20 protein-coding genes are annotated in these 26,612 nt (G+C 59.8%); 8 read left to right on the plus strand and 12 right to left on the minus strand.

Going from position 1 to position 26,612, the window contains the following annotated elements:
• Positions 1 to 78: 78 nt before the first annotated feature.
• Positions 79 to 2,964: a UPF0182 family membrane protein gene (locus ACOH1Z_RS11320; protein WP_449648596.1), complete on the minus strand. Its 2,886-nt coding sequence runs from the start codon at positions 2,962 to 2,964 to the stop codon at positions 79 to 81.
• 123 nt (positions 2,965 to 3,087) lie between these two features.
• Positions 3,088 to 4,200 (minus strand): YlbL family protein, encoded by a 1,113-nt coding sequence (locus tag ACOH1Z_RS11325; RefSeq protein ID WP_449648597.1) that lies wholly within the window; start codon positions 4,198 to 4,200, stop codon positions 3,088 to 3,090.
• A 108-nt stretch (positions 4,201 to 4,308) separates the two neighbouring features.
• Here ACOH1Z_RS11325 and ACOH1Z_RS11330 point away from each other — a divergent pair, with 108 nt between their 5' ends.
• Together ACOH1Z_RS11330 and ACOH1Z_RS11335 are read left to right on the plus strand one after the other, a co-directional pair.
• Complete coding sequence (locus ACOH1Z_RS11330) at positions 4,309 to 5,652, plus strand: zinc-dependent metalloprotease (RefSeq protein WP_449648598.1); 1,344 nt, start codon at positions 4,309 to 4,311, stop codon at positions 5,650 to 5,652.
• A gap of 90 nt (positions 5,653 to 5,742) precedes the next feature.
• The gene (locus ACOH1Z_RS11335; protein WP_449648599.1) at positions 5,743 to 6,633 is read left to right on the plus strand and encodes a hypothetical protein; all 891 of its coding nucleotides are present in this window, start codon (positions 5,743 to 5,745) and stop codon (positions 6,631 to 6,633) included.
• Here the strand turns inward: ACOH1Z_RS11335 and ACOH1Z_RS11340 are convergent.
• Both ACOH1Z_RS11340 and nudC read right to left on the minus strand, forming a co-directional pair.
• Positions 6,554 to 8,245 carry an ATP-dependent helicase gene (locus ACOH1Z_RS11340; RefSeq protein ID WP_449648600.1) on the minus strand — a complete coding sequence of 564 codons (1,692 nt, stop codon included), beginning with the start codon at positions 8,243 to 8,245 and terminating at the stop codon, positions 6,554 to 6,556. The two genes, ACOH1Z_RS11335 and ACOH1Z_RS11340, sit on opposite strands and share 80 nt — an antisense overlap.
• Positions 8,242 to 9,168 (minus strand): NAD(+) diphosphatase, encoded by a 927-nt coding sequence (gene nudC, locus ACOH1Z_RS11345; protein WP_449648601.1) that lies wholly within the window; start codon positions 9,166 to 9,168, stop codon positions 8,242 to 8,244. Before nudC ends, ACOH1Z_RS11340 begins: the two co-directional genes overlap by 4 nt.
• 67 nt (positions 9,169 to 9,235) lie before the next feature.
• Between nudC and ACOH1Z_RS11350 the strand changes: the two genes are divergently transcribed.
• The gene (locus ACOH1Z_RS11350) at positions 9,236 to 10,237 is read left to right on the plus strand and encodes a phosphotransferase (protein WP_449648602.1); all 1,002 of its coding nucleotides are present in this window, start codon (positions 9,236 to 9,238) and stop codon (positions 10,235 to 10,237) included.
• Between the two features lie 56 nt (positions 10,238 to 10,293).
• Here ACOH1Z_RS11350 and ACOH1Z_RS11355 read toward each other — a convergent pair whose 3' ends face one another.
• A complete protein-coding gene (locus tag ACOH1Z_RS11355) occupies positions 10,294 to 11,760 on the minus strand; it encodes an MFS transporter (RefSeq protein WP_449648603.1) in 1,467 nt (488 codons plus the stop codon).
• An 88-nt stretch (positions 11,761 to 11,848) separates the two neighbouring features.
• Between ACOH1Z_RS11355 and ACOH1Z_RS11360 the strand changes: the two genes are divergently transcribed.
• Positions 11,849 to 12,697 carry a LysR substrate-binding domain-containing protein gene (locus ACOH1Z_RS11360; RefSeq protein WP_449648604.1) on the plus strand — a complete coding sequence of 283 codons (849 nt, stop codon included), beginning with the start codon at positions 11,849 to 11,851 and terminating at the stop codon, positions 12,695 to 12,697.
• A 52-nt stretch (positions 12,698 to 12,749) separates the two neighbouring features.
• Here ACOH1Z_RS11360 and ACOH1Z_RS11365 read toward each other — a convergent pair whose 3' ends face one another.
• Together ACOH1Z_RS11365 and ACOH1Z_RS11370 are read right to left on the minus strand one after the other, a co-directional pair.
• Entirely contained in the window at positions 12,750 to 16,001 is a 3,252-nt protein-coding gene (locus ACOH1Z_RS11365; RefSeq protein ID WP_449648605.1) for an ATP-dependent helicase, read from the minus strand.
• Positions 15,998 to 19,099, minus strand: a complete 3,102-nt coding sequence (locus tag ACOH1Z_RS11370; protein WP_449648606.1) for an ATP-dependent helicase — start codon at positions 19,097 to 19,099, stop codon at positions 15,998 to 16,000. The genes ACOH1Z_RS11365 and ACOH1Z_RS11370 overlap by 4 nt, the downstream gene beginning before the upstream one ends.
• 73 nt (positions 19,100 to 19,172) lie before the next feature.
• Between ACOH1Z_RS11370 and ACOH1Z_RS11375 the strand changes: the two genes are divergently transcribed.
• The gene (locus ACOH1Z_RS11375; RefSeq protein ID WP_449625159.1) at positions 19,173 to 19,397 is read left to right on the plus strand and encodes a DUF3107 domain-containing protein; all 225 of its coding nucleotides are present in this window, start codon (positions 19,173 to 19,175) and stop codon (positions 19,395 to 19,397) included.
• Between the two features lies 1 nt (position 19,398).
• Positions 19,399 to 19,689 carry a hypothetical protein gene (locus ACOH1Z_RS11380; protein WP_449648607.1) on the plus strand — a complete coding sequence of 97 codons (291 nt, stop codon included), beginning with the start codon at positions 19,399 to 19,401 and terminating at the stop codon, positions 19,687 to 19,689.
• Positions 19,690 to 19,697: 8 nt separating this feature from the next.
• On the opposite strand, the gene ACOH1Z_RS11385 is transcribed toward ACOH1Z_RS11380, so the two are convergent.
• On the minus strand, positions 19,698 to 20,414 hold the full coding sequence (locus ACOH1Z_RS11385) for a ferritin-like fold-containing protein (RefSeq protein WP_449648608.1): 717 nt from the start codon (positions 20,412 to 20,414) through the stop codon (positions 19,698 to 19,700).
• A gap of 175 nt (positions 20,415 to 20,589) precedes the next feature.
• On the opposite strand from ACOH1Z_RS11385, the gene ACOH1Z_RS11390 reads away from it, so the two are divergent.
• A complete protein-coding gene (locus ACOH1Z_RS11390; RefSeq protein WP_449648609.1) occupies positions 20,590 to 22,107 on the plus strand; it encodes a DEAD/DEAH box helicase in 1,518 nt (505 codons plus the stop codon).
• A 70-nt stretch (positions 22,108 to 22,177) separates the two neighbouring features.
• Here ACOH1Z_RS11390 and ACOH1Z_RS11395 read toward each other — a convergent pair whose 3' ends face one another.
• Positions 22,178 to 23,512, minus strand: a complete 1,335-nt coding sequence (locus ACOH1Z_RS11395; RefSeq protein WP_449648785.1) for an MFS transporter — start codon at positions 23,510 to 23,512, stop codon at positions 22,178 to 22,180.
• A gap of 273 nt (positions 23,513 to 23,785) precedes the next feature.
• On the opposite strand from ACOH1Z_RS11395, the gene ACOH1Z_RS11400 reads away from it, so the two are divergent.
• Positions 23,786 to 24,397 (plus strand): hypothetical protein, encoded by a 612-nt coding sequence (locus ACOH1Z_RS11400; RefSeq protein ID WP_449648610.1) that lies wholly within the window; start codon positions 23,786 to 23,788, stop codon positions 24,395 to 24,397.
• Here ACOH1Z_RS11400 and ACOH1Z_RS11405 read toward each other — a convergent pair.
• The 3 genes from ACOH1Z_RS11405 to ACOH1Z_RS11415 form a co-directional block, all read right to left on the minus strand.
• Positions 24,345 to 25,298 carry an L-lactate dehydrogenase gene (locus ACOH1Z_RS11405; RefSeq protein WP_449648611.1) on the minus strand — a complete coding sequence of 318 codons (954 nt, stop codon included), beginning with the start codon at positions 25,296 to 25,298 and terminating at the stop codon, positions 24,345 to 24,347. The two genes, ACOH1Z_RS11400 and ACOH1Z_RS11405, sit on opposite strands and share 53 nt — an antisense overlap.
• 68 nt (positions 25,299 to 25,366) lie before the next feature.
• Complete coding sequence (locus ACOH1Z_RS11410) at positions 25,367 to 25,765, minus strand: hypothetical protein (protein WP_449648612.1); 399 nt, start codon at positions 25,763 to 25,765, stop codon at positions 25,367 to 25,369.
• 65 nt (positions 25,766 to 25,830) lie between these two features.
• Positions 25,831 to 26,568, minus strand: coding sequence for an NAD(P)-dependent oxidoreductase (locus ACOH1Z_RS11415; protein WP_449648613.1), 738 nt, complete (start codon positions 26,566 to 26,568; stop codon positions 25,831 to 25,833).
• Between the last annotated feature and the right edge of the window lie 44 nt (positions 26,569 to 26,612).

The raw sequence follows: 26,612 nt of genomic DNA on the forward strand, positions 1-26,612 counted from the left end.
GACTAACACAGGGTGAACGGTGCCAAGACCGAACTCAGCGGGCTCGCAGTGTGCTGCGGCCCGCTGAGTCAGAATCGGCTACTGGATTGCGGCGATTGCCCGCTCGATTGCGGCGACCATTTCCTTGTCAGCTTCCGCTGCGGCAACGAGGTCGTTAGCGGCGTAGGCGGCGTTGCGGTCAGCAAGTGCTGCCTTGTAGTCAGCAATTGCCTTGTCGAGCACGGGGTTGTCACCCGGCGTTACTGGGTCGACAGGCGCATCCGGATCAACAGGGGCATCGGGGTCAACGGGAACTTCAGGATCTACCGGAACCTCACCATCGCCAGCTTCAGCACCAGAGTCTCCACCGAACAAGGTGTCGAGCGCCTGATCGAGAGTGTCCTCGAAGGCAATCTCATCACCGAATGACACGAGAACCTTGCGCAGTAGCGGGTACTGCGTTCCGCTCGTTGACTGCACGTAGACGGGCTGCACGTAGAGCAGTCCCCCACCAACCGGCAGCGTCAGCAAGTTACCGAGCTTAACCTCAGTCTCACCGCGCTGGAGCAGAGCCAACTGGTTGGCAACAATGGTGTCAGTGTTGAAGCTGTTCTGCACCTGACCTGGACCCGGGATGGTGTCCTTCTTCGGCAGGTTCAGCAGGGTCAACTTGCCGTAGTCGGGCCCAGCATCCGAGTTCGCCGTGAGGTAACCGGTGAGAACGCTTCGTGTTGCGTCCGCGCTCCCCTTAGGAATGAACGTCGAGTAGAGCGTGAATGCGGGGTCTTCCGTTCCCGGTACCTGCATTGTCAGGTAGTAGGGCGGCTGAAGCGAACCAGTTGTCGAAACCGGGTCTTCAGGGCTGACCCACTGGTCATCACTCGAGTAGAACGAGCCGGCATCCGTCACGTGGAAGGAACCCAGAATCTCGCGCTGCGCCTTGAACAGGTCAGAGGGGTAGCGCACGTGATCCAACAGTTCAACGCTCATGTCGCTCTGCGGAAGCAAAGTGTTCGGGAAGATCTTGTTCCACGTCTTCAGAACAGGATCAGCGTCATCCCAGGCATACAACTTCACCGAGCCGTCATAGGCGTCAACAGTCGCCTTGACCGAGTTGCGGATGTAGTTGATGTCATCGAGCGCAAACTGTGGTGCCGGTGTGTTGGTGTCGGCAATCGCGCTAGACAGTTGCTCGACCTGTGAGTAAGGGTAGTTTGCGCCCGTCGTGTAGCCGTCGACGATCCATACAATGCGACCGTCCACAATGGCCGGGTACACGTCTCTATCGACGGTGAGGTACGGGGCAACCTTCTTGACACGGTCGAGAGGTTCACGGTCATACAGAATCTGCGACTTCTCAGTAACAGCTGACGAAAGGAAGATCTGCTCCGACTGGAACTTGATCGCATAGACAAGCTTCTTGAAGATGTTGTCTAGTACCGGTCCGCCGTCACCCTGGAAAGTGGTAGTCGCATTCTGGTTGCTATCTTCGCCACCGGACGGGTAGTCGAGCTCAATGTCGTCTGAGCCTTCAGGCGCACCAACGATCGAGTACTCCGGAGACTTTTCACCGAAGTAGACACGAGATTCGAAGTCGCCTAGTGCACCGGTGCTGGGGATGCCAGACTGCAGGAAGACGGGCTGGCCGTCAGCGGCACGCTGGTTACCGAAAGCCGCAACGACGCCATAGCCGTGGGTGTAGACGACAGCATTGTTGTACCACGATTGCGAATCGCCAAGTCCAGACTGGTTGAGCTCGCGGACCGCAATAACGGTGTCTTGAGTTTCGCCATCAATTTCGTAGCGGTCGACATCGAGGTGGCTGTCGAACTGGTAATACTGCTTGAACTGCTCGAGCTGGGCAAAGGCCTGCGGCGCGATAGCAGGGTCAAGAATTCGAATATTCGCCGTGGTCGTTGCGTCTTCACGCAACGCCCCTGGTTCAGCATCGGTAGTGGCGCTATAAGGAATCTCTTCGACATCAGCGACACCGTACGCGTCTCGAGTTGCCTGAATACTTCGATCGATATATTCGGCCTCGTAGGTGCGCGCGTTGGGATCTACCTGGAAGCGCTGAACGACCCACGGGTAAAGGTTTCCGACGACGAGACCGCTGATCAGCAAGAGTGCTGTACCGATCATGGGCAGTCGCCAGCGGCCGATGATGGCCGTAACAATGAAGAGAATCGCGACGATTGCCGCGATGCCGGCGAGAATCGCGCGACCGGGGATGGTGGCATTCGCTTCGGTGTAGCTTGCACCGGTTTGCAGGAAGCCTTGGCTCGCCGAATACAGCGTCGTGTACTGGTCAAGCCAGATGCTGACGGCCTGAAGGGCGAAGAAGAGGCCTGCAGTAATCGCCAACTGGATGCGTGCCGAACGCGAAATGCGAACCTCACGACCATGCACGCTGAGAGCACCGTAGAGGTAGCTCGTAGCAAGCGCTCCGACGAAGGAAACCAGCAGCACTGCTGAAGCGAAGCCAACGATGCCGTGATACATCGGCAGTTCGTAGAAGTAGAACCCGATATCAAGGTTGAACTGGGGATCAACTTCGCCGAATGACGTGCGGTTCAACCACTGAAGAGCCACAGGCCAGCTACCGGCTGCCGAGACGCCACCGAAGATTCCCAAGAGCACGGGGATGCCGACCATGGCGAGCTTGCGCAGCGGCTCAACAACCTGCTGGTAGCCCTCGAGTTGCGCATTGAGTTTCGCGTAGATCGGGCGAGCGCGGAAGGCAACGAGCAGGCTGATACCCACTGGAACTGCCATCGCCACAAATCCGATGACGAACATTACAGCGTTGGCGATCCACTGGGTGGTGAGCACCTCAAGATACCCAGCCTGGTCAAACCAGAGAACGTCCGCATAGAGATTGGAGAACAAGAAGAAAGCAACAACAATGACGGCGAGAATTATCGCCGTAATCGTAAACGCAGACCTCGTCTTGCTCGGTGGGGCTGATTGGGTTTGGCTCGACACAGTACTTCGCTCCTGAAATTGGGGGCCTAGAGGTATCTTAAAGGTGTTTCATGGGCGTAGGGCAGATGATCGCTCTCAGCGTGACTCTCGGCAAAGCTCAGGGCAACGATCACTCAGTTGCGCTCAGCTTGCATCGCACGACGGTAGCCCGGCTCCGCTTAGCCCAGCACGAATGCTGGCAAGCGCAACGAGGGCATCGTTGAGATCGTCGATTGCATAAACGGTGAGGCCCTTGGGGATGTTTCCCACAACCTCATCGCAGTTTTCGATGGGCGCGAAGAAGAAGCTCGCTCCTGCTCCACGGGCTCCATACATCTTTTGTTGGATTCCACCGATGGGGCCCACATCGCCGCTTGCGGTGATTGTTCCGGTGCCCGCGATTTCTTCGCCGCCGTTGATTGCACCGGGGGTCAGCTTGTCAATGATCCCGAGCGCAAACATCATTCCCGCACTCGGACCGCCAACGTTTTCCAACTGAATTTTGACATCAACGGGGAAGTTATAGGCACTACCGACAATTACCCCAATTACTGCAATCGGATCGTCACCCTCAGTGAGGGTCGGGATGATTTCTTCCGTCTGCTCTTCGCCATCACGTTCAAAGACCACCGTGGCCGGCTTCGTCGTGCCATTCGCGGCAATCTCATCGCGAAGGCCGGTGACGTCAGCGAAAGTCTCGTCGTTTACTGACCGGATGATGTCGCCAGCCTGCAGCACGCCATCCGATGGTCCACCTGCGCTCGTCTCAGCAACCGTGAGCGTTGCATCGAATTCGTAACCGCGTTCAGAGAGGGCGGCAGCGATCGCTTCCTGCTGCGAGCTTTCCATCTGGATACGGCCAGCTTCGGTCGACTCTTCGATGGTCACGCCGACCGGATAGACAGCTTCGACGGGCACAATGGCGCGACTGCGATCGAAGAAAGCTGCGCCAACCTCGAACCAGCTGAGTGGTGAATCCGGGTTTCCCCGCACGTTCACGGTGAGCATGTCGAGCGCGCCCTTAGTGGGATACGTCGTCTCGACCGGGATCTGGATGAGCGGCACCTGCGCGCCCTCGATTTCTACGTCACCCAAGGTGTCGTAGACGGGGCCGGGTTGCTCGATGATGTACGGCGATGGAACGAGTGTTGCTAGCAGCGTGCCGATGAGCGCAACACTGAGAATCAGCCATCCTAGCCAGCCACTTCGGGCGCGGCGCGATGACGGTTCGGGACGATTATCAGTAAACAGGGCCACCTAGGTCCTTACGGGGTGGAAGCGGTGTTCGCCACAGGCGCACGGTAAGAGTTACTAGCCTAGGTCAAAACTCAGCCGCGCACGGCATCGAGCGAGTAGCGTTAAAACATGGCTGACGATGCTGACAACAATTCCGAAGACGAGTTCCGCGACATGATGCGCGAGTTCCTCTCCGGTGATGGTGAAATCGATCCGGCGAAACTTGCTGCCGCCGCGGGGCTCCCGAACGACCCCGCCATGATCCAACAATTGCTCAGTCAACTGCAGAATGCCTTAGGCAAGAGCGGCGATGGGATCAATTGGGACATCGCCCTAGAGCAAGCCAAGAACATTGCTTCTCAGAGCACCGTGGTTTCCCTTCCCGCCGAGCGTTCCAAGCTCGAGCAGGCGCTCCACGTTGCATCGCTCTGGCTCAATGAGGTCACAGATATCTCCGAACTCACGGTAGAACCTAAGCTTTTGAGCCGCAGCGAATGGGTATCAATCACGATGCCGATTTGGACCCAGCTTGCCGAGCCGGTGGCAAACTCAATCGCCAATTCCCTCACCGATGTTCTCAAGCAGAACGCGCCAGAAGAGATGAACGAAATGCTTTCCGGCGCAAGCAAGGTGATGCGCGACATCGGCGGCACTCTGTTTGCTATGCAACTTGGCCAGGTCGTCGGCCAGCTCTCGAGCGAAGTCGTTTCTGGTGGCGACATTGGCATCCCGTTGCTCGATGAACAGCAAGCAGCTCTTATCCCGCAAAGCGTCTTCGCTTTCGGCAATGGCCTCGACATTCCCGACGAAGAGGTGCACCTGTATTTGGCAGTGCGAGAGCTTGCTCACGCCAGGCTGTTTCGGCACGCACGGTGGCTTCGACTGCAATTGCTCACGTCGATCACGGCGTACGCCCACGACATCCACATTGATTCGGATGCGATTGCTGAGCTTGCGAGCGGTTTCGACCCGAATAATCCTGAAGAGCTGCGCGACGCTATGACTAACGGTTCGCTGATTCCACCGAAGAGCGAAGAGCAGCGCGAAGCACTTGAACGGCTAGAGACCGTTCTTGCACTTGTCGAAGGATGGGTGGATGTCGTTACCGCCGCAGCGACCACGCGCTTGCCTGCCCGCGGTGCGATCGCCGAGACCGTGCGTCGACGCCGAGCATCCGGTGGACCTGCAGAATCCGCCTTCGCTACTCTCGTCGGCCTCGAGCTTCGACCACGCCGGTTGCGTGAAGCAGCAGCGATGTGGCAACACGTCAGCGACGAACTTGGTGCAGAGATGCGCGATTCGCTCTGGTCACACCCCGACGTGATGCCGACAGCCGCAGATATTGACGACCCCGCTGCCCTTGTTGCTCGACTCCGTGACGGTGGCAGCACGCCAGACGACATCGATCAGGCCATCGACGCGCTTCTTAACGACGAATCCGGAGACCGCCCCCACGAGGGCGACAACTCCTAATTCACGAGCCGGGGAGCGCCGACATCGGGAACTCTCGTTGCGCTGTGGAATCTTCGCACTGACCGCTCGGACAGTGTGCACAATGGGCACATGATCCTGCGAGTAGACCCCCGACTACCACTGGTGTGGCGCTCCCCCACGAGCGCCCAAATCGGCATTGACCCTCCCGCCGTCGTACTGGCCCATGTCACCGACGCGCAAGAAAAGATTCTCTCCGCTCTCGTGGCTGGCATCAGTCGTAGCGGTCTCGGCATGCTCTCCAAATCGCATCCTGCTGATTGCGACGACCTGCTCGACGCCCTCTCTGGCGTGCTCCTCGCGACACCGCCTCAGTCACCAAGCGCCAACGTTGCTGTACTCGGTGTTGGTTCCTTGGCCGAATCGATTGCCCGTGTTCTCGCCGCTAGCGGAGTGAACGTTCGTGTCGCTGAGCACGCGGATGAGTTGGTCGACCCCGATCCTGATCTCGCGATTATGGTTGGCCACTACGTAATCGCCCCCTCGGTGCATTCGCATTGGTTGCGACGGGATATACCTCACATCCCCGTGGTGATTTCAGACTCTGGCGCCGAGATCGGCCCAGTGGTCACTCCTGGAATCACCGGATGCCTCCTCTGCGTCGAGCTTCACCGTCGCGATGCCGATGCAGCTTGGCCCGCTATTGCCACTCAGCTGATGGGGCGGTCTTCCCACGCAGAAACGCCGGTGCTCATTGCGGAAGCTGCGGCAGAAGCGTGCCGGATGGCGCTTCATCGTTTGGGTCGCGTCGGCTACACCGTCTTTGATCAGACGCCGGCCGACGCAACATCATCGGTGCGCATCGATCACTCAACGGGGCGGCGTGATGAAAGCTTGCGGTTCCGTCACCCCGAGTGCGGATGCCAGCAAATTGGCGCCGTGGCTAGGGTTGTGAACGATCGCGCACATCGTCCAGAAAGCGACTGGGGGCACGACGCCCAGCCCGACCTGTTTGTGCGCTAGCTGACCAAGACATCCCGAGTGATCGGCGTGCACGAGTAATTCCGACGTAGAGCAACCGTCGCTCTTCGTCGATCGCTTCGGGGGTGCGGGCATAGCTAATCGGCAGCAGGCCCTCGTTGAGCCCGACAATGTGCACGCAATCCCATTCCAAGCCTTTTGCCGAGTGCAGGGTGGCGAGGTTTACTGCGGAGCGCAATGGTTCATTGTTGCTGCTCTGACGGTCAACAAGGTCGGCCACAAATTCGCGAAGAGTCATCTCTTCTGGTGCATCCTCGGCTAGGCGCATGATCACGTTGAGAGATTCCCACCGGTCCCGAACAGCACCAGCACTCTGAGGAGGTTCTTGCGACCATCCGATAGATCTCAAAACATCGCTGACTGACTTGAAGAGTGGCTCTGTTGCTGTCGTAATGGAGGCTCCGCGCAACAGCATGATCGCTTCTTTGACCTCGCGCTGGTCAAAGAAGCGGGTTGCTCCGCGAACAAGGAATGGCACCCCAGCTGCAGCTAGCGCAGCCTCGATTGGTTGCGACTGAGCGTTGATGCGGTAGAGCACCGCAATCTCTTCAGGGCTGGTTCCGGCCGCAATCTGCCCCGCAATGGTCTCCGCAATGGCAGTCGCCTCAGCTTGATCATCGTCGTAGGCGGTAACTGCAGGGATCCCGGAGTGTTCTTTCGTCGCCGACTGCAGGGTTAGCGCCCCCGGCTGATTCGCCATCAGTTTGTTCGCCGTGTGCACGATCTCGGGAGTTGACCGGTAGTTGCGTTCGAGTCGCAACACGATTGCGTTGTCATGCTGCGAGGCGAAACGCAGCAGGAAGTCAGGGCTTGCTCCCGCAAAGGAGTAAATAGTCTGGCTGACGTCGCCAACCACACAGAGATCATCACGGTCTCCCACCCACAATCGCAGCAGCTCATGCTGAAGTGGCGAAACGTCCTGATACTCATCAACGACAAAAAAGCGGTATTGCTCACGCACTTGCTGCGCGATACGAGGTTCCGCTTCGATCATTCCGGCCGCGGCAAGAAGTACATCTTCAAAGTCAATCTGGCGGCGGGCATCCTTGGTGGATTCATACGCTGCCTGCAACGCGACCATGCGGTCAACGGTGAGCGCTGCCGGCATTGTTCGTTCAGCGTTTCCATACTGCTCGATCGACATGCGGGAGGTCTTGCGCCATTCAATCTCCGCCGCAACATCGCGAAGAGTGGCGGTGTCGAGCTTGATTTTTAGAGAGTCGGCGGCATGCGCGATCATCCGCGCCTTGCCCTCAAGCAGTCTCGGCATGGTTCCGCCGATAGTTTGCGGCCAAAACGCGTTGAGTTGAGAGAGTGCTGAAGCGTGAAATGTTCGAGCGGAAACGCCTTCCGCGCCCAAGCTGCGAAGGCGGCCCCGCAGTTCACCGGCGGCGCGGTTCGTGAAGGTGAGCGCCATAACTCGACCCGGAGGATAGACACCGGTGGCAACCCCATAAGCGATGCGGTGAGTGATCGCTCGAGTCTTTCCCGTTCCGGCGCCGGCGAGAAGACAGACCGGCCCTAGGAGGGCTTCGGCAGCCTGCCGCTGGCCCTCATCGAGCGCGTCGAGTAGTTCGTTTGCTTCTAGAGTCACGGTTGCTCGTCAATCGGCTGGCCGTACCAGTGCTCGATGATGGCGCGAGCAATAGACGAATGACCCGGCAGGCGGATCTGAGTTAACGACGCAGCGAGTTCGTCCCGGCTGAACCAACGCAGGTCGAGGATTTCGGTTCCGTCTGGGGTTCCTAGCCCAGTGAATCCTGGAGCGACTGAGGCTGTGAATCCGAGCATGAGTGATGCCGGGAATGGCCAGGGCTGGCTGCCCAAATAGACCGGGTCGACTACTGGCACTCCCGATTCTTCAAGGATTTCGCGCTGAACGGCCGACTCCAGTGACTCTCCAGGCTCGACGAATCCGGCGAGGAGGGAGTAACGGTTCGACTCCCAGAGGGCGTTGGAACCCAATAGGAGCCTGTCGTTCTGATCCGTGACGCCGACGATGATGGCGGGGTCGGTTCGCGGAAAAACTTCGAGCTTTGACGCGACATCACGGCGCACCCATCCGGCCTTTTCTACGACAGTCGGCTCTCCGGTCCGCGGAGAAAAGAGGTGCGAAGAATGCCAGTTCAATATCGCCAGAGCTTCGGTAAAGAGTCCGGCATCCCGGTCGCTCAATTGGGTAGCGATGGAACGTAAATTGCCCCAGTTTGCTTCGGCGAAATGCCCGGCGTCCTGAAGCTCGACGGTCACGATCGGGGTGCCAACGGGCTCAGGGCTCGTGGTCGACATCGACCGTCCCAAGTAGACGACAGTATGGCCGCGATCGATTGCATCCGGACGTAGCAGAGCGAGCGAACCATCAGCCGCGAGCAGTGCGGAACCGTCAAATATCGGCAAAACTCTCGTAGCCGGATCGCGCCACAAGCGGTCGAGAAGTCGAGGGTCTTCTCTCGCAAGGTGGTCACGATCAATTTCATATCGCGATAGTGGCAGGCGTGAAAGAAAAGCCTGTGACATGTATCGACCCCGTCCCAAGTGCGTGGCGTGCGGCAAATGCGCGTCTGAGCAACCTACCCTGAGTGTTATGGCCAGATCACATCTCACTCTAGCCGCGCTGGCGACCTCTGCTGTCGAAGGACTCGATGTTGCCGCAGCCGCACCGTTCGGCACCGGCAACGGAAACGACTTCGACTCCGCGCTCATTACCGGGCGCGACGGCAAGCACTGGATTATTCGAGTGCCCCGAAACACTTCAGCAGAAAATGTGCAGTCCGCCGACCTCGTAGCGCTACGCGCGCTCAGCGCCGGTGTTCGCACCAGACTGCCGTTCGCTGTCACCAGCTATGCCGGCCAAGTTCCGGTTGGCCAAACTCGCGGAATCGTCTACGAATTTGTCTATGGCAGCAAAGTGCCCATGCGTTCGTACACCACAGGGCCGGGCTCGCTTTCAGCCTCAATCGGCACCGCCATCGCAGCAATTCACAGCCTGCCGACAAGCTTTGTCGCGGATGCCGGACTCCCCGTGCAGACCGCAGGCGAAAGTCTGCGATCGTGCATTTCGATTATCGACCGTGCCGCGGCCACAAAGCTCGTTCCCGCTGGACTACTCGAGCGCTGGCGCGAAGCCACTGAAGATTCCAAACTCTGGCAGTTTCAGCCAACCGTGGTCAACGGTTCCCTCGTCTCAGATTCCTTCTTGACCGCAGACAACGCGGTCACGGGTGTGCTGGGTTGGCAAGACATCAAAGTCGGCGACCCCGCGACAGACCTCCAGTGGCTCCTCGGCCCCCGCAATGACGCCATCATCGAATCAGCGTTTGGTGCCTACGCGGATGCCCGTGGTGCCGGAGATCGTCAACTCAAGCAGCGCGCCACCTTCTATGCGGAGCTTTCGGTAGCCAAGTGGCTCCTCCACGGGACTGAAGTGCGCAGCACCGAAATTGTCGACGACGCCGTTGAAATGCTCACCACATTGCTCGACGACATCCGAGACGATGTTATGAACCCGATTAGCGCCAACACAATGCCCACCATGGCCGTCGACGAGGTCGAAGCCATGCTGCGCAAGAACAACCACGCGGTCTAACGCTTTCGTTCCGCTTGCGCGGCGCCTGGTCGATGGCTGTCAGCGCAGGTGTTGGGCTACCTGTTGAAACGATCCTCTTGCTCCGAACGGCGCTTGGTCGCTGAGCGCGAAAGCGAGGAACGCAGTCGGCGCAGCTTGTTGTGAGCAATGGGCACCTGTACGGCATCCGCATCGACGATGGTGATCGGCTCGGTAATGGCACGCGACTGATGCCGGGGCACTATCGCGACCCACCGGCCCTTTCGGCGCGGAGCCACTGTGACCGTAAGCTGACCCGATCGCGCCAGAACGATTGCGATCACTATCGCGACAACAGCGGGCACTCCCCCAGCAATGACGAACGCTACTTTGGCGCCCAAGAGCTCGGCGATGGTTCCCATGAGCGGACCGCCGACTGCTTGACCGCCAAGAATTACCATCACCCAGAAGGCCATAACGCGACCACGGATGACCAGGTTCGATGACAGCTGAACCATTGTTTCGGCAGCCGTCATGAGGAGCAGGCGGCTGAGACCAATGCCGATGAGCACACCGAGAAATAGTCCGTAGATCGGAACGATTCCCGCGAGCATCATCATTGCTCCGTAGAGCACCGCCCCGAAGATGATCGTTCTCAGCCGAAGGCTCGCCCGGCGGGCTGACGCGAGCGCCCCGAGCAAAGCTCCAATCGCGGCGAGCGAGTTGTAGAGGCCATAACCGCTGGCACCGGTGCCGTAAACAGTGTTCGCCATCGCGGCGAGCAGCGTCGGCATTGGCATTCCGAACACGGCGACGACGAAAATCATCACCATGGTCCAGAACAGGGTGGGCTTTTTGCGAATGTACCGGATTGCTTCGCGAATTTGGCCCTTGGATTCCGGAGCGCGAGGCGCGATCAGCAACTCGTTCTTGCGCATCGATGCAAGGATCACCACGCCGATAACCACCGCGACCGCGTTAATGCCGATCGCCCAGCCGGAACCAGCCGCGACAATGAGCACCCCGCTGAGCGCCGGCCCCAAGAAGGCACCGGAGTGGAAAATTGAGGCGTTCAGGCTGATGGCGTTGCGCAAGTGGCGAGGACCAACGAGCTCATTCACGAAGACGGCACGCGCCGGGTTATCGAAAACTTGGATGATGCCCATGAACAACACCAACAAGTACACGAGCCAGAGCTGTGCCGCACCCATGATTGTGATGATGGCGAGAGAAAGACTAAGCAGCCCGATGATCGACTGCGCGACCATGAGTGTCGCCCGCTTATCGAAACGATCAGCGATGACGCCGGCATAGGCCCCAAGAACGATGGTCGGAGTGAACTGGATCGCGATCGTCAGACCAACGAGCGCAACGTTTCCCGTGAGCTCAAGAACGAGCCAATCAACAGCGATGCGTTGCACCCAAGCAGCGGTGTAGGCGATGAACTGGGCGATCACATAGAGGCGGTAGTTGTGCAGCCGAAGGGAACTGAAGGTGTCGCGCCAGAGTGGGCGTTGCATGACTGCCGAGATAGGCACAGTTGCCGGAGAGGTCTCAGATGTCATAGCCACGTATTCAACCGTATTGTCTCGGCACTCATTCCAGTGCATAATCGAGCCTATAAATTCAATTACGTTTCGTAATGGAGCACTGGTGTTTGATCCCGTACTGCTGAAATCGTTTGTCGCTGTCGCCGACACGCTCAGCTTCACCGACGCCGCCCGAACGTTGACTCTGAGCCAGCCGACGATTAGCCAGCACATCCGCAAACTCGAGGCTGCCGCTGGCCGTAATCTTGTCGTTCGCGATACTCGCGCGGTATATCTCACTGACAACGGCGAAGCGATGCTTGGCTTTGCTCGCGCGATTTTGGCGGAACAGGATCAGGCGGTGAAGTACTTCACGGGATCGGCGATGCGCGGTCGTTTGCGCTTCGGTTCTGCCGACGACTTGGCGCTCAATGAGTTGCCGGGCATCCTGCGCAATTTTCGTCAGCTCTATCCACAGATCAATCTCGAACTCACCGTCAGCCAAAGTGGCGCTCTGGTCCGACGCCTTCAGGCTGGCCAACTCGACCTGATTTTTGTGAAGCAAGGGACAGGTATTGAAGGCGGGCGACTAGTGCGCCGCGACCGAATGGTGTGGATGGGCCACAAGAGTACGACCCTTGAGGCTGGTGCACCGGTTCCGCTGATTGTCTATCAGGCACCCAGTCTGGGGCGTGCCTATGCAATGCGCGCTCTCGAAGCTAACGGCCGTACCTGGCGGATTACGTGCAACGTGAAAGAGGTGAATGGAGCTCTCGCCGCTGTTCGGGCGGGAATCGGTATTGCCGTGTTTCCGCAGTCTCTCATTCCGGCGGATCTTGCTCAGTTGCCCGCCACTTTCGAGTTGCCAGAACTCGGCGACGTCGACTTCGTTTTGCTTGACAACCCGCTTGCCGCCCGTGAGCCCATCGATGCGCTCAGTACAGCGATTCTTAGCCGCCCAGCGCTGCTTTAGCCCGCTGCGGCTGTCTTGACTCTAGACAGGCGTCTAGTCACTAGGCCGGCGTCTAGCCGCCGAAGCTCGGAGCCGCACCGACGGATCGTTCCCAAGCCCCACGAAGTTCGCTTTCGCTCGAGATGTGTTCGGGGCGAACCACTGTGTCGTCAGCCACAAAGTAGAACGCTGCATCGATCTTGTCTGGCGCGATGCCTTTCCACTGCGCGTACGCCAGTCGGTAGAGCGCGAGTTGCAATTGCTTGGCTTCAAGATCGGCGGCATCCCGCGGGGCACGGCCCGTCTTCCAGTCGACAATCTCAAATCGGTCGCCATCGGAGTACACGGCATCGATCTTGCAGATCACGACCCGGTCGTTGAAGGGAACGTGAATCTCAATCTCAACGTCGACGGGCTTGCGCGTTGCCCAGGCTGAACGTTCGAAAGTGGACTGCAACTCGGCAAGCTTTTTGGCATCCGTTGCACCGTCGGTGTCGTCACCGTCGAGCTCGATGGGTAGAGCATCGAGCGTCTCTGCGGATGCCGAGGCACCGAAGCGAGCTTCGACCCACTCATGGAATTGGGTTCCCAATCGCGTGGCGCGGTACGGCTTTTCGGGCATGGGGCGCCGCAGCGAGAGCGCGACCGCTTCGGGGTCGGCGATGTAGTCCTTGAATCGAGAGGCGGGAATTCGTTGAGGCAGCGGTGTGCGCTTGGCTTCGCTCGCGGCTCTGTTGCGTTCGGCAACGAGAAGGTCAATCTCGTGCGACCACTGGCCGTCGCCGCCGGGATCTGCCGTTCGAACGAGGTGAGCGGCCACTTCTACGCTGGTGCGACGATTACCGAGTGGGTCGAAGGGCCAGAGCGGGTCGACGACATCGTTCAGCGTTGGATTTTCGTCGTTCACTGGGTCAGTCGGCAACTCGGCGATGAGTGCACGTTCTTGGAGTTCTTGCAGAAAAATGCTGGGCGCTTGCGGCTTGCTGCGGCTCGACCAGAATGACCCGGTCAGCAGCAGATTGTCGCGCGCTCGAGTGATCGCGACGTAGCCGAGTCGTCGCTCTTCTGCTTGATGACGGTCAGCGAGAGCTGCCTTGAAATCTTTGAGAGAGGCATCGAAGTCGGACTGGTAGTTTGCGGTTTCCCATTCCAATTCGGGAAGCTCAGCGGCATCGCCACGGAAGGCGAAGGGAAGCTTGCCGAAACCTACCCAGCCTTTTCCTTCCCGCGATGTCGCAGGGACTTCTCCGGCAGACAGCCGCGGCAGTGCGACCAGATCCCATTCCAACCCCTTGGAGGCGTGGATCGTGAGCAATTGCACGGTGCCGGCTTCGGCATCGTCGCTGCGCGGCCCCATCATGTCTTGCTGCGCAGCCCTCCTCAACCACGACAAGAAGCTGCCGAGGTTGGCTTGATCGTCACTGGCAAGAAAGCCAGCGAGCTCATCGTGAAACGCATAAAGGTTGGCCATGCCCTGGGCCTGGGGACGACTAGCGACGACCTCAATATCGAGGAGCAGTTCCTGCTCAAGAAGCCGCACAAGGTCACCGAGGTCAAGGCCAGCTCGCGAACGGAAGAACGCCAATTGCTTTGCTGCGGCTTTGAGCCGCGAAACACCTTCTTCGCTAAACGCCTCAAGCTGCGAATGCGTGGCGGGTGCTTCACCAACAAAGTCGAGAGCATCGACAATGGATGCCGAATCATCGACCGCGACGGAGTCCCGCATGTGTTGCTTCACTTCGTCGCTCAGCTCGTGTTGCGTGACGGAGCGGCTGAGCAACCACCGCGAGAGTCCGGCGAGTGCTTGCAGGTCGCGGGTGCCGATGGACCAGCGTGCGCCCGATAGTAGCCGGATGAGCTCTGACCCTGCTGTGGGGTCGTGGATTACGGTGAGCGCGCTGACGAGATCGACGATTTCTGGTGTTGACAGCAGTCCGCCTATTCCCAGCACGTGGTACGGAACTTCTTCGGCCCCGAGTGCTGCGGCGAAGCGATCCATGTCGCTGCGCCGTCGGAACAGGATGGCCGCCGTTGGCGGCGAAGGAGCAATCGCGTCGGGGTTGGGGTCGTAGCGGTTCCAAGTTTGCGGCGCGAGCGCTCGCGAAAACCATGTGGCGACTCCCCTGGCCTCTTCGTCGATGTGTTCAAAGTAGTGGGCGTCGATTGTGCCCTCGGGGGCGGCGGGACGTGCATCCAGTGATTCGACGCGCACTGGTGAACGAACACTGAGCGGTTCGACGATGACGTTGGCGGCGTCAAGCACACGAGTGGCGTTGCGCCAGCTTGTAGAGAGGGCAAAGTATTGAGCGTCACCGTTGTCGGTGAAGTCGCGACTGAAGCGGGCGAGGTTTGCAGCGCTCGCTCCGCGCCAGCCGTAGATCGACTGGTGGGGGTCGCCGACGGCCATGACCGAGTGGTTGCTGAATAGTCGCGCGAGCAGTCGCGTTTGCACGACGCTGGTGTCTTGATATTCGTCGAGCAGCACTACCCGGTAGCGGTCTTGGTAGTGCTCTACGACATCGGAGGAGCGCTCGCTCACTTCGAGAGCGAGAGCAACCTGGTCGCTGAATTCAAGCAACCCCTGCTGTCGTTTCTGCTGGGCGTACTGCACGGCCAACGCGAGCAATGGCGCGAGCGATCCGACCTCGTTGACGGCTTCAACTACAGAGACATAGGGGGTCTTCTTGCGTGCGGTTTCGGCATAGGGCAGCTCGGAAAGTTCGGTAAACCGCTTCGCGTAAGCTGCGACGTCGTCGGCGTTTGCCACGTTGTCGCTGAGCGCGTGGCTCAGGCTCAGCACCGCCTCAGTGAGGGCATTGATGGACTTTTCGAGTCCGATGAGTCGTTCATCAGTGCTCGCGACGACGAGCTTGCGGGCCAGTTGCCATGAGGAGGGATCGTTGAGCAGGGTCGACTCTGGTTCCCGGCCGATCAGCAGTGCATTTTCGGTGAACAGCGCACTGGCGAAAGAGTTGTAGGTGGAGATTGTGGGCTGGTCGAACTCGATCGATGCGGTTTCTGGCGTGGCCGTGAATCGTTCGGGATGCCGATCTTGCACGTCGCGCAGGATCGCTATGCGTTCGCTGACCCGCTTGCTGAGCGAGCCGGCCGCTTTGCGGGTGAAGGTGAGTCCGAGGATCTGATCTGGCGTGGCGAGGTTGTTGGCAACCAGCCACACCACGCGGCTTGCCATGGTGTCGGTTTTTCCACTGCCCGCACCGGCAACAACAAGCGCGGGAGTTAGCGGAGCCTCAATGACGACCTGCTGTTGCGGTGTTGGCGCGTGGATTCCCATGAGCCCGGCGAGTTCTACGGAAGAGATCATCGGGCGCTCACCGCCGGCACGACGTGGATGCGGCAATTGCCGAAACTCCACGGGTCGGTGCAGTGGCTGCTCATTCGGGCCACGAAGACATTGGAGGCCATTCCTCGTGCGTCGTCGATCACTCTCTGACGGAAAAGTTCGAGCTGTTCATCGGTCATCGGTGCCTGTTTCGGGTCAACATAGTCCCGGGTCTTAGCACTCGGCGACAGCACGACAAGTTTGGCACCACCATTGGCGAGCCCCTCAGGCACTCCCTCGATCGCCCCGGACGCAAAGGCAAGCTGATACGCCGCAAGCTGAGGATGGTCGGCAACAGCGCTGTCGGTGGATGGTTCGTTCTTGCCAGTCTTGAGGTCAACGATCACTGCTGTTGTTCCCCCATACAGTTCGACACGGTCAATCTTTCCGCTGAGCAGAGCCTGCTGGAGCGGAAGCTTAAATTGCATCTCGTTGCTGATGAGTTCTCCTCCATCGGCGGCGAAATCACGCAGATACGTCGCCAAGTGTTGAGTGAGTTTGCGGGCTCTCAGCTTCTCGGCTTCCGACTGCCACGATGCCTCAAAACTCATTTCGTCCCAGCGGTCTTCGACGGCACGAAAGAGAGCCTCGGCGGTGAAGTCAGTTGCCGTCTCGGCAACGCCATGGATGAGCGTTCCCAAGTTTGAGGCGACGTTCGACGTTGATCCCCCCAACTGATCGATCGCCCAGTGCAGCGGACAGCTTTCGAACGATTCCATGCGCGATGGCGAAACTCGCACTTCGGCATCAGGATCACTCAGATCAACAAGCGGCGCCGTCGTGCTTGGGTCGCGCAGTCCGTACCACGAGCTGGGGTCGGCACCAGGAACGCCCTCCTGCGCGAGCCGCGCGAGAGAGGCTGCTGCCGGACCGGGGTTCGCCGAGCTCGTGAGTTCACGCCGAAGCACCCCGACTAGTCCGCGCAAGCTCAGCGGTGGTCGAGCGCGCAGGGGTTCATCCGGCGTTGGGATCAGCGTGAGGAAGGGTGATGGCATGTTGTCATCACCCGCGACTGCGGTAACAATTACTTCACTCGTGGCCCGCGAGACTGCTTGGGCGAACATCCGCAACTCGTCGTGCAAAACTTCACGGCGACGGTCGGCGACCGCCAGCTTTTCGCCAGCCAGCACTCGAGGCAGATCGTGTGCGCCGAGGAGTGAACCACGCACGCGCAGGTTGGGCCACACGTTCTCTTGCAGTCCGGCGATGACAACAACGTCGAACTCTTGGCCGATGACGGATGCCGGTGTTCCGACTGTGACGGAGTCCACGATGGAGCGAGCAGCAAGAGTGTCTTCTGACACGTCTGCCGAGAGCCACTCGTTGAGGAAAACGTTGGCGGGGGCATCCGGTCGACGTTCGACGAAACGTTTGGCGGAAGAGAACAGGGCGACGACGGCATCGAGGTGGCGATTGGCTTCTTCAGCGACAACGCCCGAGCCGAGTGCTTGAGCGAACCAGCGGTCGGCGAGGCCGCTGCGTTGCCATGCACCCCACAGCAACTCTTCGATCGTGTCGCCGGCGTCTCCCGCGGCAGCGGTCTCGCGGAGGTTCTTGGCCACGGCAGCGGCCTGCCGGGCTACCCGCGTCTCGATGCTGGTGAACCCTGCCGGTGCGGCTAGGGCGCTGGCGATGAGTTGATCGGCCGGCTCGTAGTTTTCGGCAGCCAGCGCTTCGTGGCGCAGGGCTGCTTTCAAGCGGCGCAATGACACGGCGTCGAATCCGCCGACTGAGCTGGAAAGCAACTCGACCGCCGTCGCAGCGTCGAGCGCTCGACGCCCCAACGCAAGTTCGAGGAGAACGATCAAACCATTCACGCTGAACTCATCTCGAACCGCACTGCGAGCACTTGACACACTCGTAACAACTTCGAGTGTGCGCAACTGGCGTGCGAGCGACGGAATCAGCGAGCCGGTGCGCACAATTACCGCCATGCGCGACCACGGCACTGATTCAAGAACGTGCTTCTCCCGAAGGCTTCGAGCGATGAATGCCACTTCTTCTGCCGGGGTCGCCAACTGATAACTATGGATGCTCGACGGCGCGGTCGCGACCGCCGGCGACTTGCGCTGCTCAAGAAGCCCAGAGACTCCGATGCGCTGCGTGAGCTCGGTCACGGTATGGCGGAGAGCTGCGCTGTGCCGGTGCACAGAGGAAAGAAAAAGCGTCTGGCAGTTATCGAGCTGAAGCCGCAACGCCCAGGCCGCGAGAACGGCAGGCTGAGCACCCCGGAACGATCCCGTTGTGAGATCAGGGTCGCCAAACCCGATAATCGTGATGCCGCGACTGGCGAGCGCCCGCAGCAAAGAAATGGTGGCTTCTGTGAGCTCGTGGGCATCATCCACAATCACCAAACGCAGTCGGTCGATTGCGGCATAGTGGCCGTCAGCGACGAGTGCGGCAGCCTCGGCGAGCAATTCACTCGCATCGAAGTGTCGGTCGCGATAACTGGCCTTCACGGCGTCGTAAACAGAAATGAACGCGGATGCCGCCACCCACTCCGGGCGATCGGTGCGTTCGCCCAACTCTCTGAGCTCGTGGGGCGTGACGCCGAATTCGACACAGCGCATCATGAGATCTCGCAACTCGGTGCGGAACCCCCGAAGCTTGCGCACGTCAGGATCGAGGTGGGCTGGCCACGGCGCACCCGCATGGTCGGCAATTTCGCCGGCTAACAGGTCGGAGATGATTTGGTCTTGCTCGGCGCCGGTGAGCAGCGTGGGGGCGCCTTCGCCAGCAGCAGCAGCGGCCTCGCGAATCACTTCGAAGGCCAGCGAGTTTGCCGTGCGAGCCATCGGCCCAAGAGTGGGAGCGTCGATTCGGGCTGCGAGGCGATCTCTCAGTGCCGTAGCGCTCTGGCGAGTCGCCGACAACACAACAATCTGCTCAGGAGACCACCCGCGATTGTGAACCCGTTCGGCCACCACCGCTACGAGCGTCTCGGTTTTACCCGAGCCTGGCGCTCCAACCACAATCGCGCTCACGCCTTCCGTGAGCTCGACGACGGCTCGCTGAGAAGCATCGAGCGTGTGCGGCTCGGGTGCCGCGACATCCGCGCGCCCAGCGGGCAATGTGACCATGAATCAACGTTATCTGGATGCGCTGACAGAGAACGGACATTCACCGACTCTGGTTGTGTCGTAATCTTGGCGTGTGGACATAAGCATCGGTATCAACAACAGCCCCCGTGAGATCAACTTTGAGTCGGCACAGTCGTCGAGCGAGGTTGAGTCGATCATTGCCGAGGCATTGAACTCGGACGCCAAGTATGTGAGCCTGCGCGACGCCAAAGGCAAGCTCTACATCGTTCCGACCGTGGCTGTCGCCTACGTCGAACTCGGCGAAGAAGAATCTCGCCGCGTCGGATTCGTGGCCTAGCGTGGAACTGCTCTTCGTCACCGTCATCGGTGCGTCGATCGCCGCAATTTTGCGTTACATGTTGCCATCACGCGGCCTGTACGGTTCCGCACTGCTGCCTGCTGTCGGTGCCGCCGTCACAGCAACCGTGTGGGTTGCTCTCGTGTGGATCGGGCTCACCTTTGATGGCACCTGGATCTGGGTTATTAGCCTCGTAGCCGGTGGCGGTGCAGCTCTCGCTACCGCACTGCTGCTTCCTCGCTACCGTGAAGCGGCGGATGCTCGCGCGTTCGACGACTTGGCCCGCGGCTAGATCATTCGCTAGGCAGTAAGGCCGAGCGCATCCATTCTGCGGGTGTGAGCGGCAATGAGTTCGGTGAAGACCGGCTCAACCTGTGCCTCGGTCGATCGCGTGTGATCGGGGAAAACAAGAGCTGACCGCGCAGCGAGCATCATGTCGCCGACGAGCCGCCGACCCCACATTGCTAGGCGAGAGTCGAGTCTCGGGTTGGCGTCGATCGCTGCCTGGAGGTATTCCGCAAGCACTTTCTCGCCAGATTCTCCCGAGAAGATAGCGACGAGGCGTGTGTGCGACTCTGTGGGAAGGCCCGCAGCGAGTCGCGCATAGAAATCATCGAAGAATCCGGCACTCAAGTAGGCCGTAATCATTGCCTCGTACCAGTCGGCACCGCGGGCGACCCGCTCGAACTGGTCGAATGCTTCGGTGAACGGATCCATCACTTCTGCCGGCGATCCGCCAGCTTTAACAATTTCGGCGACGAGAGCGCGGTGCTTGCCCAGAGACAGTTCTGCTGCTTTGCCGATGGCAGTTTTGGCTGCAGTTGTTGGGGCGTTGGTGATGACCCTGGACAGATTTTCAAAGATCATGAGTTGCACGTAAGCCGCACGCCCCAAGAACCCGAGGATGTCGGGAGCGAACTCCGCTAGCGCTATTTTTTCGGTCGGCAAATCGTGGGAACGTGACCGAAGGCGAGGCACTTCGATGCGTCCTGACGTGCGTGAAAACCACTTAACCACGCAGCTAGCTTAGAGCGTGTTTGTGCTAGGTCCCGCTGCAACGACTCGCCTCGCCGCCTCGCTTCACGGCTTCAGCCCAGTCCGACCCGCTAAACTTCGGGCATCCCCCCGAATCTGGAGGGGGTCCGGCGCCCCAGGTCAAAAAGGGCGCATCGCACCTAGACGGGCTTCATACGTGACTTTCTCAGAACTCAATATCGATCAGGACATGGTCGATGCTCTTGCCACCAAGGGCATCATCGAACCTTTCCCCATCCAAACTCAAACCATCCCCATGGGTCTTGCCGGCCAAGACATCATTGGGCAAGCAAAGACCGGTACCGGCAAGACGCTCGGCTTCGGCCTCCCCGTATTGCAGTCGCTTGGCCTCGATCCTGAGCCAGGCGTAAAAGCGCTCATCGTCGTTCCGACTCGTGAACTGTGTGTTCAGGTTGCCGAAGACCTCGTTCTTGCAGCATCGAACCGGTCAACCAAGATTGCCGCGATCTACGGCGGCAAGGCCTACGAGGGCCAGGTCGAACAGATCAAGGCCGGCGCGCAGGTCATCGTCGGCACGCCCGGTCGTTTGCTCGACCTCGCCAGCCAGCGCATGCTGTCGCTGAAAGACATCAAGGTGATGGTCTTGGATGAGGCAGACAAGATGCTCGACCTCGGCTTCCTCGCCGACATCGAGAAGCTGTTCGCGCAGACGCCTCCTACTCGTCACACGATGCTGTTCTCCGCAACGATGCCAGGCCCGATCGTGGCTCTCGCTCGTCGCTTCATGAACAAGCCCATTCACATCCGCGCCACCGACCCCGATGAGGGCCTGACGCAGAAGAACATCAAGCACGTCGTTTACCGCGCGCACAACCTCGACAAAGACGAGGTCATCGCGCGCATCCTGCAGGCCGAGGGCCGCGGCAAGACTGTTGTCTTCACGCGCACCAAGCGTGCTGCTGCCAAGCTTGTTGAAGAGCTGAACGACCGCGGCTTCAACGCTGCTGCCGTGCACGGTGACCTCAACCAGGAGCAGCGTGAGCGCGCCATGGCTGCGTTCAAGGCTGGCAAGAAAGACATTCTTATCGCGACGGATGTTGCGGCTCGCGGAATTGACGTCAATGACGTTACCCACGTGATCAACCACACCATCCCCGACGACCACGACACCTACCTGCACCGCGCTGGCCGTACCGGTCGCGCAGGCAAGACCGGTGTTGCTGTCACGTTCGTGGACTGGGCAGACATGCTCAAGTGGACCCACATCAACAAGGCGCTCGAGATGGGCATCCCTGAGCCGACCGAGACCTACTCCTCGAGCCCGCACCTTTTCAGCGACCTCGACATCCCTGAGGGAACCAAGGGCCGCCTACCCGGATCCCACGCACCGGTAGTGCGCGCGGCTGCGACTGGTGGCTCGGGGTCAAACGCTGGTGGCCGTACCGGCTCCGGTTCGGGCAATGGTCGAGGCCGCGACTCGCAGCGCTCAGGCGAAGCCTCGTCGCGACCGCCCCGCAGCCGTTCACGAGCTGCCGGATCTGACTCGTCTTCCCACAGCGATAGTGGTTCTGTTTCTAGTGCGCGTACCTCCGACGAGAACGTTCGCCCTGAGGGTGGCGGCACCCACGATGGTGGAGCACCGGCGCGCCGCAAGCGCACTCGTCGTCGCCGTGGCGGAAACGAAGGCGCACCTACCGCGCCTCCCACCGCTTAGGTCGCTCAAGACTCACGGTTAATCAGAAAGCCCCACCTCGCGTGGGGCTTTCTGCGTTGGTGTCACCCGCTCAGTTGTGCTCCAGCGGTTCGGTAGCAGGCACCGATTGCGTTGTTCCGGCGTATTGCTTCGAGAGGAATCGATACGACTTTGTGGAGAAGGCGACGACCGCGACTACCACCATGAGCGATCCCGCGATGAGGAAGACGAGAGCGATTCCGCGTGCGGCTCCGTCGCCGAGTAGCCACCTGAAGGCATCCTGTCCGTTCTGAGAATCCATGTACGGGATGATGAGAAATTGGGCGATGGGTGCGATCGCGAATGCTGTAATCGGCGCCGCAGCTGCTTCGAAGGCTTGGGCGAATCCAAATACTCTGCCCTGCGTGCGGTACGGCACGATCTTCTGAATGACGGTCTGCTCTGCTGCTTCAACCGCAGGAACCAGAGTCATGTAAAGGAGGATGCCGCCAGCATAAAGCCACCACCAGTCGCGGATCGTGAACATGGCCCCGAGAATCCCCATGAGGCCAACGAGAAACAGCATGGTTCGGATGGGGTTGCGCCCCAGCCCGAACTTGGCGACGAGCAGTCCGCCGATGATGAATCCACTCGACGATACGCCGAGCACAATTCCCCACAGCTCCACAGGAAATAGTTCAAGTCCGTAGGGGTCCATGAGCGCAATGTAGACGCCGCCGATGAGGTTGTTGAATGTCGAGAAAATGATGAGCGCAAAGAGCCCGGTAGCGGCGCGAACGGCGGTGATACTCCCCCGCAGGTCGACGAGTGGTGAGCGCCCGCCTTCCTCGGGTTCCGGCTTGTCTTCCGGAATGCGCAACACCGTGAGATGGATGAGGGCGGCAGCCGACAGCGCGATGGCAATAACCAAAGTCCAGCCCATCCCGAGTATTCCAATCGAGAGCCCGCTGAACACGCTCGTCACCAAAAAGGAGAGGCCCTGAACCGTGCCAACCATGCCATTGGCGTTGGCGTGGCGCTCGCGAGGAACCAACAGGGTCACAGTTGTCGAGAGTGCGATATTACGCATGTTTTCGATGACAGCACCGAAGAGGATAATGCCGGCAAAGATCCAATACATGGGCCCGCCGAGGTTGAGCAGAACAGACTCGGGAAAGATCGCGTAGAGAGTTCCCGCGATGCCGAACGCCACGAGCGTGACCATACCGGCGAAGAGCATGACGGTGTGCTTGCGGTGTCGATCAACAATGGTGCCGAAGACCATCGAAAATGCCGCAACCAGAAGCATGTAGGCGCCGCCAATAATGCCCGTTGCGAGCACCGACCTCGTCTCAAGATAGACCCAGAAAGTCAGCGCGAACCACAAGTAACTCGTGGTGATATTTGCTACTGCAGTATTGACGAGAATCTGCAGAAATGTTGTCATCCCACCGGGCACCGGTCCTCGAGCGGGGGTCGTGTCGGATGAGGTTTCGTTGAACTCAACCATTTGCTGATTTTACACATCTCGCCGCATTGTGCAGCGGCAAACGGGGCACTGGTTTTATCGGAATAACAGGCGCACAATAGAACAAAGTTCCTCAGCGCACGGTAGCCAAGGAGGAGAACTATGCCGGTGCAACAGAAGAACGCTTCACCAGACTTCATGCCCGTTCTTTCGGCCGGACGTCACCGAAACCCACGCCGGGGTGGATGTTTCATGGAGTTCGCCTCATACCTTGCCGGAGAAAAGTGGAGCGACCATCCGCCATGCACCCATCCGGCACTCGCCCTGTTAGCGCGAATGGTCAATGACTGCACCTCTGACCGCGAGCGTTCAGAACTGGCCGAACTCATCCCTTCGGTGATCGGAGTGACCAGCGCGGACCCTCGCATACAGCTCCGCATCGCGCTTCGCGCCGCAACTATGGCGCTCCCCGTCGCCAGCGAGGGGCGTCAACGGGCACTGGCAGTGGGAATCATCTCAACGCAGGCACGATTGGCTGAGCTCGAACCCTTCCTCGGGGCTACGCTCGCCAGCGATGTTGCTTCCGCGTTTGCGCAAGCACCGGCAGCCGAAAAGTGGGCGAAAAAGTTCAGTGCTCAGTACCGCGTTGAGGGGCACGGTCGTGCCGTTACGTGCATGACAGACTCCATCATCCGCACAGCTGTGGTTGGCATCGCTGAAGGCTGCTCGCCCCGAGCAGACCAGCGAATGCGGCAACTGCTCCGGAGCGCAATCGAAGATTGTCGCGCCATCGTCGATGGCAACGCCACCCCTACTGTCGTAGCGAGTCGGCTACCCGTCGGAGCCCGGTCGCGGACTCGGTGAGCAGTCGCAGCTCGTTCTCGCTAAACGTTGTCTCCTTGATCGGCGTTACGCCAGAAGCGCTCACGATGCATGGCACCGAGAGGGCAACACCACTGAGCCCGTGGAAATCGGTGAGCACTGGCGCGACCGGCATGACGGAACGCTTGTCTCCCAGGATCGCCTCGACGATGTGAGCCGAAGACAAGCCGATCGCGTAGTTCGTCGCACCCTTGCCTTCGATCACCTTGTAGGCGGCATCGCGGACGCCGATGGCAATGTCGTCGAGTTCCTCCTGCGTCATACGCGGGTGACCTTCGCACTCCCATTCAAGAACCGGGACCCCGCCGATCGTTGCCCGGGACCACAGCGGGAACTCCGAATCACCGTGCTCTCCAATGATTGACGCGTGAACGCTGGATGGCGAGACCCCGGCACGCTCGGCGAGCTTCCACCGCAGTCGCGAAGTATCGAGCACGGTTCCCGACGCAAAAATGCGCTCAGGCGGGAGACCAGACTGTTCTTGGGCAAGCACCGTAAGAACATCACACGGGTTCGTGACGATGACATAGATCGCGTTCGGAGCTACCTCGATCAGCTGGGGAATGATAGTGCCGAGCATCCGAGCATTGACATCGGCAAGCTCAAGTCGAGTCTGGCCCGGGTTCTGCTTCGCACCAGCCGTGATGACAACAACGTGCGAGCCTGCCGCCACCGAAATGTCGCTTCCGCCGATGATCTGGCTCGACCCTGTGAACTGGGTGCCGTGGGCGAGGTCGAGTACTTCGGCATCCACCTTCTTGGTCGCTATGTCGTAGAGCGCAATCTGCCGAGCGGATCCCCGGATCAGGGCCGCGTAAGCAGCACTCGCGCCGACGCTGCCGGCGCCCACGATGGTCAGTTTGGAGTTCTCGACAACGCTCATGCGATCAGTGTGGCACGCAGCGCTCTCGGTCGCCTCACGAAGTTCGTGAAGGCGTTGACGTGGGCGCGCTACTCGAACGAAGGGGGAAGGAGATTGTAGACAACAGCGATGCCCGCCAGGAGCGCATACAAAAGTGCAATGACACGGAATTGCAGACTCCGTCTGGTCAACTTCTGGGCCGGTCCGTCGATCATTTCGGGTTCGCTTGACTTCGCCCGACGCGATAACACCAGAGCAGTTGCGAACAGCAACGCAGTCGTTCCCGCGAGCATGACAGGCCAGTACCAAAGGAGGAATATGAGGAGCCATGATCCTGAGGGGCCCTCGATGCGCTCCTGCTGAACAGCGATCATATAGAGCAGGCCCATAACCGGGCTTAGATACAGAAAGAGAATTGCAATCGCTGGAATGGTGGCGACAACGCACAGCAAGAAATAGCCAGCTATCTTTCTGAGCGCATGTTGCATAATGCGATCATGACAGATAATCACCCTTTCCGAGCTTTCCGCCCGCGCGAGGTTAGCGGCTGCAGCTATGCGTGCGCGGACGAAGCGTGTGCCACGGCGGATTCGCTGCGGCATCCGACGATTGCTGGCGCTTGGCCGATGAGGGCGTCATTGGTGATCGCCTCCACCATGAAGAGGGCAAAGTCGGTTCGGCGTGTGAGGTTGCTCTCGAGAATGGGGTCTCCAATGGCAGAACTCCACACTGGCAGTCCCTCACTCTCGCCTTCCTCAAGGTCGCTCCCGCGCACGAGCGTCCAGCGGGTGTCGCTCGCGAAGATGCGTTCGGCTGCACGAGACTGGTCGGCGATGTCGACAGCGCGCACCAACTTGGCGAGCCAGGATGCGATGGCAACGGTCGCGAGGAACTTACGCGAGTAGACGTCGTTTGCGCTCGCACGCACGTGCCAGCCACACGAGAAGATCAGGCGAGCATCTGGTTGCGCAAAGTCGAGCACGGCTTGCGCTGTGCGGGATGAATAGTCGCGCACACCCCACGGCGCGAGCACGGTAAGCACGGCGCTACAACCTGCTACGGCGCGTTCGATAACGCTGCGATCAGAGGTCTCACCAGCAATCACGGTGATGCGGTTGCCGAAGTGGTCGAGTTTCGCCACGCTCTTCTGGCGACACACTCCAACGACCTCATAGCCGCGATCGAGTGCGTGGGCGGCCAGATATTGACCGAGCTTTCCGGAGATTCCGACGATGCACACCCGCTTGCGTGCTGGTGGCGGTGTTGGACGGCTACTGGCTGACGTGCTCATGGTGATCCTCTCACATTAACCTTACGTTGTAAGTTAACCTTACG

It is taken from the genome of Rhodoglobus sp. (assembly GCF_053580035.1).